The sequence below is a fragment of the Listeria swaminathanii genome, assembly GCF_014229645.1.
GTDB lineage: Bacteria > Bacillota > Bacilli > Lactobacillales > Listeriaceae > Listeria > Listeria swaminathanii.
The window spans coordinates 731,807-744,127 of sequence record NZ_JAATOD010000001.1 but is presented as its reverse complement, the minus strand read 5'-3'; the positions used below and the strand labels follow the sequence as shown (position 1 = coordinate 744,127).

11 protein-coding genes and 1 riboswitch are annotated in these 12,321 nt (G+C 37.9%); of the genes, 5 read left to right on the top strand and 6 right to left on the bottom strand.

Annotated elements, in window-relative coordinates:
• Positions 1–30: 30 nt before the first annotated feature.
• Positions 31–1,548: a phytoene desaturase family protein gene (locus HCX62_RS03700; RefSeq protein ID WP_185637070.1), complete on the top strand. Its 1,518-nt coding sequence runs from the start codon at positions 31–33 to the stop codon at positions 1,546–1,548.
• Between the two features lie 12 nt (positions 1,549–1,560).
• Here the strand turns inward: HCX62_RS03700 and HCX62_RS03695 are convergent, their stop codons facing one another.
• Positions 1,561–2,352, bottom strand: a complete 792-nt coding sequence (locus HCX62_RS03695; protein WP_185637069.1) for a DUF422 domain-containing protein — start codon at positions 2,350–2,352, stop codon at positions 1,561–1,563.
• Between the two features lie 145 nt (positions 2,353–2,497).
• Between HCX62_RS03695 and HCX62_RS03690 the strand changes: the two genes are divergently transcribed.
• The gene (locus HCX62_RS03690; protein WP_185637068.1) at positions 2,498–3,109 is read left to right on the top strand and encodes a CPBP family intramembrane glutamic endopeptidase; all 612 of its coding nucleotides are present in this window, start codon (positions 2,498–2,500) and stop codon (positions 3,107–3,109) included.
• Between the two features lie 164 nt (positions 3,110–3,273).
• Positions 3,274–5,451 (top strand): ATP-dependent Clp protease ATP-binding subunit, encoded by a 2,178-nt coding sequence (locus HCX62_RS03685; RefSeq protein ID WP_185638017.1) that lies wholly within the window; start codon positions 3,274–3,276, stop codon positions 5,449–5,451.
• 15 nt (positions 5,452–5,466) lie between these two features.
• On the opposite strand, the gene HCX62_RS03680 is transcribed toward HCX62_RS03685, so the two are convergent.
• Complete coding sequence (locus tag HCX62_RS03680; RefSeq protein ID WP_185637067.1) at positions 5,467–5,946, bottom strand: methylated-DNA--[protein]-cysteine S-methyltransferase; 480 nt, start codon at positions 5,944–5,946, stop codon at positions 5,467–5,469.
• Positions 5,947–6,133: 187 nt separating this feature from the next.
• Here HCX62_RS03680 and HCX62_RS03675 point away from each other — a divergent pair, with 187 nt between their 5' ends.
• Positions 6,134–7,165 (top strand): acyltransferase family protein, encoded by a 1,032-nt coding sequence (locus tag HCX62_RS03675; protein WP_185637066.1) that lies wholly within the window; start codon positions 6,134–6,136, stop codon positions 7,163–7,165.
• Positions 7,166–7,194: 29 nt separating this feature from the next.
• Positions 7,195–7,563: a DUF4064 domain-containing protein gene (locus HCX62_RS03670; RefSeq protein WP_008947376.1), complete on the top strand. Its 369-nt coding sequence runs from the start codon at positions 7,195–7,197 to the stop codon at positions 7,561–7,563.
• Between the two features lie 85 nt (positions 7,564–7,648).
• On the opposite strand, the gene HCX62_RS03665 is transcribed toward HCX62_RS03670, so the two are convergent.
• From HCX62_RS03665 to HCX62_RS03650, 4 genes are all read right to left on the bottom strand, one after another.
• The gene (locus HCX62_RS03665; RefSeq protein ID WP_185638016.1) at positions 7,649–8,983 is read right to left on the bottom strand and encodes a TrkH family potassium uptake protein; all 1,335 of its coding nucleotides are present in this window, start codon (positions 8,981–8,983) and stop codon (positions 7,649–7,651) included.
• A gap of 43 nt (positions 8,984–9,026) precedes the next feature.
• Entirely contained in the window at positions 9,027–9,794 is a 768-nt protein-coding gene (locus HCX62_RS03660) for a TerC family protein (RefSeq protein ID WP_185637065.1), read from the bottom strand.
• Positions 9,795–9,895: 101 nt separating this feature from the next.
• On the bottom strand, positions 9,896–10,663 hold the full coding sequence (locus tag HCX62_RS03655; protein ID WP_185637064.1) for a TerC family protein: 768 nt from the start codon (positions 10,661–10,663) through the stop codon (positions 9,896–9,898).
• A gap of 97 nt (positions 10,664–10,760) precedes the next feature.
• Positions 10,761–10,865: riboswitch (yybP-ykoY riboswitch) on the bottom strand.
• Between the two features lie 79 nt (positions 10,866–10,944).
• The gene (locus HCX62_RS03650) at positions 10,945–12,306 is read right to left on the bottom strand and encodes an MATE family efflux transporter (RefSeq protein ID WP_185637063.1); all 1,362 of its coding nucleotides are present in this window, start codon (positions 12,304–12,306) and stop codon (positions 10,945–10,947) included.
• Positions 12,307–12,321 lie beyond the last annotated feature (15 nt).

Sequence of the window (12,321 nt, the reverse complement as noted above, 5' to 3'; positions counted from 1 at the left end):
AAATAAAGCATTTCCGTGTGATAATGCTTTATGTTTTTGCGTTTTTTATATGTAGAAAAACGGGAAAAGGAGCGTTTTAATTTGGAGAGTAAAAAGAAAATCGCCATTATTGGAGCTGGCCCCGGTGGCTTGGCTGCTGGTATGCTATTAAGTCAGCTTGGCTATCAAGTAAACATCTATGAAAAAAATGATCGCATTGGTGGAAGAACTGCGCTACACAAAATGGGTAAATACTCATTCGATGTCGGGCCTTCTGCGCTCACGATGACGCATATTCTGACTTCTCTTTTTATGGATTGTAACCGAAATATTTTGGACTATGTTTCGCTTTTACCGATTAATCCAATACATACGCTTTATTTTAAAGATATTACTTTCCCGCTTTATAGTGATCATTCCGAGACAAAAGCAGTAATTAAAACGTATTTTCCTGGTGAAGAAGTTGGTTTTGATCGATTTATGCGCGAAAATACGAAAAAAATGCTCTATGTCTCCCCTCTCAACCAATTTAATTATAGTTCGTTAATTGACTTTTTCCGTCCAACAACGTTACGTGCTATTCCAAGTTTGACGCTTGGTCGCTCTTTAATGGATGATTTAGCGCGCTATTTTAATAGTAAGACGCTCCGGCTCGCCTTTTCATTGCAAATGCGCTACTTAGGCATGTCACCGTGGGATATTCCGGCAGCTTATAGTATTATTCCTTTTTCTGAATACTACTACGGCACTTTTCATCCCATAGGTGGTCAAAATAAAATTGTCGAAGCGATGCAAACAGTAGTGACCGAAAATAAAGGCAAATTCTTCTTTAATTCCGAAGTCACTGAATTCGAATCAGACGGCAAAGAAATTACAGGAGCCGTACTTGCCAATGGAAAAACAATTGAAGCCGACTATTATTTCACTAATTTAGATTTTATTTATTCTTTAACAAACGAGCAACCGAACAAATTGGAAACGAAAGAATATTCCTCTTCTGCTTTTATCATTTATCTTGGTTTGAAGACGGTCTTGCCTTTTACGCATCAATCGATTATTTTTCCGAAAAATTACCGGGAATTTGCGAATAATACTATCCATAAAAAAATTCTTTCAAAAGATATCTCGGTTCATTTGACGAATCCTTCCGCAACAGATAATACGATGGCGCCAATTAATCATTCGAGTATTCGAATTATGGTTCCTGTTCCGAATAACACGAGTGACATTGATTGGGAAAAAGAAACACCTGCCTTTCGTCAACTCATTTTAGATACTGTCAAAGAGCGTTTAGACGTGCCTGATTTAGAAGATTATATTGAAGAAGAATATATTATTACACCCACAGATTGGGAAAAGAAATACCATGTTAAATATGGTGCGATTTTTGGTTTACAGCATTTATGGCGCCAACACGGGTTCCTACACCCTTCCAAAAAATCGCCTAATTTTAAAAACTTATTTGTAATCGGAGCTGGCGCAATGTCGGGTAGTTCTCTTCCTTTCATTATCGAAAATGCCCAAATCGCGACCCAGAAATTTTTACAAAAAGAAAAGAAATCCGAGTAATCATTAAGTTGATTACTCGGATTTCTTTGTAGTCTCGGTTTCCTTCTCCAAACCGAAAAAATAACAGGCGGTAAAAATAATATTGGAAACAATGATAATCGCAATGGATGTCCATAAATCAAGATAAAAGGACAAAAAGACAAAAAAGGCAATGATAATCCAATAGACGATAACAATTTCTGATTTTAAATCTGGATATTTGAGGTGTCCCCAGCTATCTGTCAGACTTAAAATAAAGTAAATCATTAAATGTAAAATAAGACCTAATAACCACCAGTTAACAAAATCTGATAACTGCAATATCGTAAAACCGTTTTGGGTAATATAAAGTTGTTTGGATTGCATCGTGATTGGCTCGATTAATACTTCAAAAATCATCACCATCGTTGCTGCGATAATCGAATAAATCCCGCCGCGAATCCAGTCAATATTTATTTTTAGTGTAATTTCACGTGCAATAATATGCGTACCAGCAACCATTCCGACCCAAATAAAGCCCATCGTAACAGGAATACCGTACACGCTTCCGCCTAGTGCAGACCCGATATACTCATCCGTATAACTTAACTGCATCCACTCAATACAAGTACTGACAACAAAAATAAGTAAAGTAATCGCCGAGCCTAACCATTTTCCATATTGCATAATAAAGAAAACAGCCGCAAAAACACCAGTAAAGACTAAAAATAACGATTGAATCGCCGTTAACTCTGGTGGAATAATGTGCAAGGATACAAGTAGGACACTGCCTAAAAACCAGAATATATAAATCCAAAGTAAAAATTTGTAGTTTTTTTCTAACATCTATGAACCACTCCTATTTTTTAATTATATAGGATTTATTAAATTGCACAACTTTTATCTTATCTTTTGTTTAATTGTTGCCAAACGATTTCATTTGTTTTAAAGTAGTATGAGAAGTAATTGTTAAGAAGAGGTGTAAAGTATTTTGAAGAGCATCAAGATCGATTATAAACTTGTACTGGGACTCATTTTATGCGCCCTACTTGTTATATTAACATATCAGTTTCCTCGCGTTTTTTGGTATCTATATGGAGCTGGAATGTTATTTTTACTTAGTTTTGTGATATTTAATGACGATTTAAAAAAAGAATATTCGTTTGTTAAAGGCATTTTACCAGGTGTTTTTTCTGGAATTGTCCTTTATATTGTTTTTTACATAGGCGCCTTTATTCTTAAAGTCATGCCGGGTGGTCTGGATAATTCAGTTGAAGCTGCTTTTAATAAGTATTCGACGCACTCTTGGGTGATTTGGTTGCTGCTTATTGTGGCCATCATTCCCGGAGAAGAAATTTTCTGGCGCGGTTTTGTTCTCAAGCGTTTAAATCATTATTTTAATCCGTGGTTTTCTAATGTATTTGCAGCGTTACTTTGCATGGTAATGATGTTTCCAAGTGGTAATTTTGCGGCTATTATAGGTATTTTCGTCGCTTCACTCGCATGGAATATCATGTATTCTTATCGTCCAAGTCTCCTAATGCTCTATATATCGCATTTAACCTTCGCCTTTTTGTTACTTGCGGCACTACCAATTTACTAAAATGAACATAAGAAGCACTCCTTTTATAGGGGTGTTTTTTTTATAAAAATTTGAAGCAAAATACTTGAAAGTCAAAATAGGTCAGTATATAATAAATTCATAAGGTCAAATATAGTCAAAGTCAAGACCTTTTATTTCTCATTTTTAAAAGGAGGAAATTAATGATGAACTGTGAAAAATGTAATCAAAATCAAGCAACAATCCAACTATATATGAATATTAATGGCAAGCGTGTAGAAATGCCGCTTTGTGCCTCTTGTTATGCCGAAGTTAGAAATCAAGCTAACTTTGGAGCGAATGAATTTTCAGGTGCTGGCGGTTCCCCGTTTGACGATATTTTCCGTCAACTAAGTGGCGCTGCTGCAAATCAAGCTGGCCGTGAACAAAGAAGCCAAGCAAATCCACAAGTACAAACACAAACTAATGGTGGCGGAAATGGCTTGCTAGATGAATTTGGAACAAACTTAACTGATATGGCTAAAAATGATCAATTAGACCCTGTCATCGGTCGCGACAAAGAAATTAAACGCGTGATTGAAATCTTGAATCGCCGCAATAAAAATAACCCTGTCCTTATAGGTGAACCAGGTGTTGGTAAAACTGCCGTTGTCGAAGGCCTTGCAAATGCGATTGTCGCAGGAAATGTCCCAAGCAAATTAATGAATAAAGAAGTTATTTTGCTCGATGTGGCTTCCCTAGTTTCTGGCACAGGTATCCGCGGTCAATTTGAAGAACGTATGAAACAGTTAATTAAAGAACTGCAAGAACGTAAAAACACGATTCTCTTTATTGATGAAGTGCATACTATCGTTGGTGCTGGCTCCGCTGAAGGCTCGATGGATGCAGGAAATATTTTAAAACCAGCGCTCGCACGTGGCGACTTGCAAATGATTGGTGCTACTACGCTAAAAGAATACCGCACGATTGAAAAAGATGCTGCTCTTGAGCGTCGTTTCCAACCGGTAACGGTGAACGAACCTTCTACTAAAGAAACACTTACAATTTTAAATGGCTTAAAACCAAAATATGAAGATTTTCATGAAGTAGTTTATTCACCGGAAGCTTTGACAGCAGCAGTTGAACTAAGCTCTCGCTACATCCAAGACCGTCATTTGCCAGATAAAGCCATTGATTTAATGGATGAAGTTGGTTCCAAATATAATCTATCCATTGAAAAACTAGATGAAAATACCGTGAGTGAACGTGTTGCTCGTTTAGAAGAAGAAAAAAATCATGCTCTTCAAATGGAAGATTATGAAAAAGCAGCCAAAGTTCGTGACGAAATTACTCGCCTAGAAGAAAATAAAACAAGCAATTCCTTCTCAGAACGCCCTGTCATTCAAGCATCAGATATCCAAGCGATTATTGAAGAAAAAACAGGTATTCCTGTAGGACGTTTACAAGAAGATGAACAATCCAAAATGAAAAACCTAGAAAGCAACCTAACTGGTAAAGTAATCGGCCAAGAAGACGCCGTGAAAAAAGTAGCCAAAGCTATTCGTCGTAGCCGTGTCGGCCTCAAATCGAAAAACCGGCCAATTGGTTCCTTCCTATTTGTCGGACCAACCGGGGTCGGAAAAACAGAACTTGGTCGCACACTTGCTCGTGAATTATTCGGCACAAGTGAAGCGATGATTCGTTTAGATATGAGTGAATTCATGGAAAAACACAGCGTCTCTAAACTAATCGGTTCTCCTCCAGGCTATGTTGGTCACGAAGAAGCTGGACAATTAACAGAAAAAGTCCGCCGTAACCCTTACAGCATCATTCTTTTAGACGAAATCGAAAAAGCTCATCCAGATGTTCAACATATGTTCCTACAAATTTTAGAAGATGGTCGTCTAACGGATTCACAAGGACGTACAGTAAGCTTTAAAGATACGGTTATCATCATGACAAGTAATGCTGGCGCGACTGATACAGAAGCTTCTGTCGGCTTTAACACAGCAACTGACACAAAACTGGAAAAAGGTTCGGATATCCTTGCAAAATTAGGCGCATACTTCAAACCAGAATTCTTGAACCGTCTTGATAGCGTCATTGAATTTAAATCACTCGAAAAAGAAGACTTAGTTCAAATTATCGACTTAATGCTCGTTGACTTAAATGCTATGCTTGCCCAAGAAGGCGTAACAATCGATGTTTCCAAAGAAGTAAAAGAACATTTGATTGAGCTTGGTTATGATCCTAAATTCGGAGCAAGACCACTACGCCGGACTATCCAAGAGCATTTAGAAGACGCTATTGCCGACAGCTTAATCGATCAACCAGAAGCGAAAAACTTAACAGCAACACTAAACGAAGAAAAAGAAATTGTCATTACTGAACAAGTAACAGCTTAAATAAAAAGGCTTGAGTTAACTTAAACTCAAGCCTTTTTCTAATGCAAGTAAATATTGTTTTTTATCGACATCCGCGCCGTTATAGCCGCCAAGTTCTCCGTTACTTTTCACACATCTGTGACAAGGAATAATAATTGGGATTGGATTAGCACGATTTGCTTGCCCTACCGCTTGAACAGCTTTTGGACTCCCAGCCGAAATCGCAATATCTTTATAACTCACCACAACCCCATATGGAATTTCGCTCAACGCTTGCCAAACCCGTTTTTGAAAATCAGTCCCTTGAAGTAATACTGGCAAATCGAACGTTTCGCTTGTTCCTTCAAAATAGCTTGCTAATTGCGTCACTAATTGCTGCAAAAGTTCTTTTTCGTTCGTAGTTCCATCCATCAGTTCCCAATTTTCCGGCTTGTCATAGGAAATACGCGTAATCCATTTGTCTTCAATCGTTATAAATAGTTCCCCAACTGGTGATGCATTTTTTTGTTTTAGCATACCTTCGTTGCCTCCCGTTTGTTTTATTGTCCTAAAGATAGCACGTCCCTTAGAAATTCGCAAACGTACGTCATCCGCTCTTAATATTTGATACTTTTTGTTACGCAACTGTTGGGTAACCGTTACAGAATCTAGGGTAAACTATATAGAAGCTATTTCAACATAGAATAGAAAGGACTGTTTTTTTATGGAACAAACCGCCGTAAAGCGGGAAAGTTATTTTGACAACGCCAAATTTATTTTGATTTTCTTAGTCGTATTTGGCCATTTTCTCCAAACATTTATCGCGGAATATGCCAGTGTCCGTGTGCTTTATATTTACATTTATACTTTTCATATGCCAGCCTTTGTACTTATATCTGGCTTTTTCGCTAAAAGTTTTGGTAAACCTGGTTATTTAAAAAAGACGATGAAAAAGCTGATTTTACCGTATGTATTTTTCCAGTTGATTTATAGCATTTTTTATTATTTTCTTTTAAGTAAAGATAACCTTTCTATCAAACTGCTTGATCCGGAATGGTCGCTGTGGTTTTTACTAAGCTTATTTTTCTGGAATGTGATGTTATTTGTATTTTCGAAAATCAAGCCGTGGAAATCTGTGAGCCTAGCGCTTTTTATTGGCTTAGTGGCTGGTTATTTTGATATTATTGGCGGTTATTTGAGTTTATCGCGGACACTTGTATTTTTCCCATTTTTCTTAGTGGGCTATTTTTTAAAGAACGAACATTTTTATTTTCTAAAAACGCATATTGCCTCTATCATCGGAGGGATTTTCATTATTTTACTTCTGACATTCATTACGTTACATCCCAATTTAAACGATAAATGGTTTTTAGGTTCTAAGCCATATGCGAACTTTGTAGAAGTGAAATCGCTCGGTCTGTTTATTCGCGCACTTGTATATTTGATTAGTTTTGGTTCGATTGCTGCTTTTTTCAGTTTTATTCCTAGAAAGAGGTTATTTTTCACTAAATGGGGTAAAAATACGTTATATGTTTATTTGTTACATGGCTTCTTTATTAAATTCTTTCGTGAAGGTGGCCAGACTGACTTTCAATATAACCCATCTACATTTTTACTACTATTTCTCATTACCTTTGCTTTAACGGCGTTGTTATCCAGTCGATTGGTGAAAACGGTCGTGCAGCCGGTCATTGAACTTAGGGTATCGATGCTACGCGATGTGTTTAGCCGCTTAGTAAAACGGGAAAGTTATTAAACGTATAGCTAGAAAAAGGAGGTTTTACTATGGGTTCAAGAAAACCAGAAATTATCATCGGATTAATTGGCTCTATCATTGGGATTTTAGTTGGCTTTTGGATTATTAACTATGGAGATTCCGTCACAGATTATATACAGACGTTTACTTATTTACCAGGTGAACTGGGAAATGAATTAGAAAACCTTGGATGGATTACATTAATTGCATCCGTTGTTGCTTTAATTGCTTCCCTTTTAATCAAATCAGCGCCACGTGGTTGGGGTGTTATCTTAGTTATTATCGGTATCGTGCTTTTCTTCGTTATCGGAACTGCTTGGATTGTATCAGGAATCTTAATCACTCTAACTGGTTTAATGGGGATTTTCAGAAGACCAGTTCCAAAATCAAATTATTAATTAGTAACCTCTTGGTCGCTTTGATCAAGGGGTTTTTAATGCACTAAAAAAGCCATTCCGCCGTTAGCAGAATGACTTTTTTTATTTAACCAGTAATAATTTTCTCTTTTGGTAAACGAATCGCGTTTTTAGGTTGGTTTTTATTTCGCAAGCTAAGCATCGAATACATAATCCCCACCCGGCCAATAAACATTAACACGATAATAATTAATTTGCCTGGTGTAGATAAGTCTGGCGTCAAGCCAACTGATAGCCCCGTTGTACCAAATGCCGAGAATACTTCAAAAATGACGGCAATGAGCGAAGCGGTCTCCGTTTGCATTAAAATAACAATAGCTGAAATACTCACAAACCCTGCTACCAAAGTAACTGCAAGCGACTTCCGCACATCTTCTTGATGAAGCTCACGCCCAAAAATATAGACATGCTTTCGACCACGAATAACCGAATAAATAAACAAAATCGTAATCGCAAATGTTGTCGTTCGTATCCCGCCCCCAACTGAACTTGGTGAAGCCCCGATAAACATGAGAAATGAAACAAGTAACAACGTAGAGATCGATAATGCTCCACTATCGATTGTTTGCAGCCCCGCGCTTCGTGAGGTCGCTGATAAGAACATCGAATTAAAGAACCCGAAGTCCCAGCTTTTCCCACTAAAGAAATGCTGATATTCAAACAACCAAATGAGTAAACCACCCACAATTAAAAGAACAAAGTACGTTAGCGTCGTCACTTTAACAAAAAGAGAAAAACGAAACGGAATCAATGTATTCTTTTCAAATAAAAAGCGGCGTGTTTCGAGCAATACTGGGAAACCAATCGCGCCGGCAATGATTAACAAAATCGAAATAAATTGAACGAAATAATCATTCGCAAATGGCATTAATGACTTACCTGTAATATCAACGCCCGCATTCGTAACTAGCGAAACTGAGTTATATAAGCCTTGGAACATCGCATCCCAAAAATTTGGATACAGCGGAATAAAGTAAATCCCTAAAATCAACGCCCCGATTAACTCAATACCGAAAATTAAAACGAGAATCTCACGAAGCATCCGTACCATACCACTCATAGTAAACTGATTCGTATCCGTCATAATTAATTGGCGCTGCTTTAAGCCAATCCGTCTTTTCAAAATTAAGTAGAAAAAGGTACTAATCATCATGACACCAAGTCCGCCAATTTGGAAAATCGCCATTAATACCCAAATTCCGGCCGTACTATAGGTCTGACTGACATCTACTGTGGTTAATCCTGTCACACTCACCGAACTCGCTGCCGTAAAAAGTGTATCAATAAACGATACCTTTACCCCTTTTTGTAAAGTAAACGGCAAACTTAGAACGATGGTCGAAATCGTAACCGCCAGAAAATAATACGCAATAATGACTTGAACTGGCGTCATACGTGCCAAAACAAGCTTTAATCTTCTGCGTAATTTTACTTCCTGATCATATTCAAACTCTTTTGGTTTTCTTCTCTTTTTTTCTCGCAATGATATAACCACCCAAACCTATTATTATCATAACCGACCAGAATGTCAGCTTCCAAACGGCTGAATCCGGGAAATCTTCTGGAATAATTGCTACAGATGGATGAGCTAGCGTCAGAACCGCCATTTTCACACCCACCCAACCAACAATTAAAAACGCTGCTGTTTCAAGTGTAGGGTAACGCTCTAATAATTTAACAACTTGTGTGGCCGCAAAACGAATAACGACAAGTCCTGCGATTCCACCAAGGAACATAACGATAAATTGTCCACCGTTCATTCCCCCAACATCAAAATTCCCTAAATCTGGCAAAGTAACCACAAGTGCTGCCGCCGCTAACATCGAATCCAGCGCAAAAGCGATATCCGTCAATTCAACACGCGCAACCACACCCCAAAAGGAAGTAGCTTTTGTTTCTGATGCTTCTTTGACTTCTTCTTGCTTACCTTTTTTAAGGCGCCACATGTGCTTAATTGCTAAGTACAATAAGTAAACCGCGCCAATTGCTTGTATTTCCCATATTTTTACTAAAAATGAAATTAAAAATAGTGCAACAAAACGGAAAACAAATGCGCCAACTAACCCATAAAATAAGGCTTTTCGTTGTTTATCGTGCGGTAAACCTTTAACAATTACTGCCATAACTACGGCATTATCTGCGGAAAGAATTCCTTCGAGTACTACTAAAACAAGGAAAACTAACGCATATTCGCCCCAAATAGAAACATCCATTCCTCATTCACCATCCTTCTACTCTATCATAAAATTGTGATTTCAGCATCTGGTTGTATGTAAAACCAGAAGTACAAAAATGCACTTCTGGTCCATTAAAATTATTTAGTTGTTTCTGCTTTTTTCTTACTACGGTAGGAAACGAACCATCCCCATAGAATAATAAGAATCATCACACCCCAGAAAATTAATTTCCAAAGCGTTGACTCAGGGAAGCTGTGTGGAATTACCCCAAGACTTGGATGTGCTAATGTATAAATTACGAGCTTCACGCCTACCCAACCAACAATTAAAAATGCAGCTGTTTCGAGGCTTGGATAGCTTTTTAGTAATTTAACAAATTGTGTAGCTGCAAAACGGATAATGATTAGGCCAACAAGTCCACCTAAGAACATAATTGTGAATTGCCCTGTATCAATACCGCCAATGTGACCCCAGCCAGTTTCTGGAAGTGTGATCGCAAGTGCAACGGCCGCAAGCATGGAATCAATCGCAAACGCTATATCCGCAATCTCTACTTTTAGAACGGTCATCCAAAAACCAGAGCCAGCTTTTTCCTTTTTCTCTTTTTCTCCGTCTTTTCCTTTTGCATGTTTCCAAATATGACTAATAGCAATATAAAGTAAATATGCGGCACCAAGCGCTTGAACTTGCCAAACGTTTGCCAAAAAGGAAATTAAGAATAATGCGCCAAAACGGAAAACAAAGGCACCCATTAACCCGTAAAATAACGCTTTTTTCTGTTGTTTATCAGGGAGATGTTTGACCATAACGGCCATTACGACTGCATTATCTGCCGCCAAAATCCCTTCAAGACCGATTAGGACAAGTAACACCCAACCGTACTCTAAAATCATTGCTGTATCCACTAATTCTTTTCCTCCTTTGTTCTATTAAAATGTCAAAGATCTCCTATTTTGAAGAAACAAAAAAGCGAGACCTGCCCGTAAAGGCAAAGGTCTCGCTAACATTTAAAGTTAAATGTGATAAAACCGATGATATCTCTATCATGTAATGACGACTTTATCCTGATTAAAAAACTAATCAGCGCTACTCCCCTCTGACATTTGTCAAAGAACGATATATGATTACCTAGAGAATAATACCATAATTTAGAACTTCTCGTCAACTAATTTTTCTCACAAACTTTTCAAACGGCTAAGTCTTTCGTTTTTGCGCTACTAGCTATTTTGATATTGTGGATTGTGAATAGTGTCACACCGATTATACATGTAAGAATTTCTGTTGCTGTTAATGACCAAATCACGCCCATAAGTCCGAAATAATGTTGTCCTAAAATGATGACAGGAATAAAAATAATCCCCTGCGAAACCGACATAATCGTCGCTGGAATAGCTTTCCCAATCGCTTGAAACGTACTCGTAAAGAGCCCGGTAAATCCGCTGAAAAGGGAAGATATCAGCATAGCGACCATAATATGCACACCAAGCGTTATCACACTTTGATTATCACTAAATAAATGCATCACTTGAAAACGGAAGATAAACACAAAACTCGAAATCACAAGTACGATAAGCCCAATACTAATCGCAGTAAACCGAATGGCTTTTTCAAACCGCGCAATATTCCCCGCACTGTAATTATATGCAAGAAGCGGGATAATCCCCATGTAAAGCCCCATGCAAATAAACTCAGGCAACTGCACCACCCGAAGTGCCACGCCAAATCCCGCAACAACCCCTTCCCCGTAAAGCATCGAATAATGATTTAAAACGAGCGTTGTCACAATGAGGAATAACGATAAAAGCAATTCTGAAACGCCAATTTTAAACACATTTTGAACGATTTCTTTGGATGCTTGAAACCATTTAAAACGAATCGATAAATAATCACTTTTCTTCTCTAAATACCAAGCATAGTAAATCAGCGAAAACAAACTTGCCAAACCTACCGAAACTGCGGCTCCTACTACATTAAAATCAAAATACAAAATAAGCAGTGGATCAAACACTAAATTGACAAGCGTACCAATCAGCATCCCATTCATAGAAATCCGCGAAGCTCCCTCCGCCCGAACCACTTGTTCTAACGCAAAATTTGCAATAATAAATGGACTACAAATCAGAAGCGCCAGCGTATAATTTTTCGTGTGTAAAAAGCTCATTGCATCCGCTCCAAGAAAATGAGTAACTGGATTAATTAAAAAACCAAGTAAAATCGCGCATAGAATTCCTAACACTAAACTTCCGTACAAAACAAAGGCCGATACTTGTTTCGCTTTTTTGCCTTCATCATTCCCAAGTAAACGAGAAATATACGTCCCGCCACCAACGCCAAACATATTCCCAATCGCCATTAAAATCGTAAACATTGGTAAACCGAGCGTTACAGCAGTTAACATCGACGTATCATGCAGTAAACCAATAAAGAAAGCATTAACGATGTTATAAATTACTCCTACTGACATACCGAGCATCATCGGAATTGATAAATGCGCTATCGCCTTAGGAATGCTCGCTTTTGTTAAGTAATAGTTATCTGAGTGTTTCATTTTAGTTCCCCCTTG

What these genes read in the sequence shown, in the direction of transcription:
- HCX62_RS03685 (WP_185638017.1), top strand. Translation starts at nt 3,274, where the DNA reads ATGAACTGTGAAAAATGTAATCAAAATCAAGCAACAATCCAACTATAT.
- HCX62_RS03675 (WP_185637066.1), top strand. Translation starts at nt 6,134, where the DNA reads ATGGAACAAACCGCCGTAAAGCGGGAAAGTTATTTTGACAACGCCAAA.
- HCX62_RS03695 (WP_185637069.1), bottom strand. Translation starts at nt 2,352, where the DNA reads ATGTTAGAAAAAAACTACAAATTTTTACTTTGGATTTATATATTCTGG.
- HCX62_RS03680 (WP_185637067.1), bottom strand. Translation starts at nt 5,946, where the DNA reads ATGCTAAAACAAAAAAATGCATCACCAGTTGGGGAACTATTTATAACG.
- HCX62_RS03650 (WP_185637063.1), bottom strand. Translation starts at nt 12,306, where the DNA reads ATGAAACACTCAGATAACTATTACTTAACAAAAGCGAGCATTCCTAAG.
- HCX62_RS03700 (WP_185637070.1), top strand. Translation starts at nt 31, where the DNA reads ATGTTTTTGCGTTTTTTATATGTAGAAAAACGGGAAAAGGAGCGTTTT.
- HCX62_RS03670 (WP_008947376.1), top strand. Translation starts at nt 7,195, where the DNA reads ATGGGTTCAAGAAAACCAGAAATTATCATCGGATTAATTGGCTCTATC.
- HCX62_RS03660 (WP_185637065.1), bottom strand. Translation starts at nt 9,794, where the DNA reads ATGGATGTTTCTATTTGGGGCGAATATGCGTTAGTTTTCCTTGTTTTA.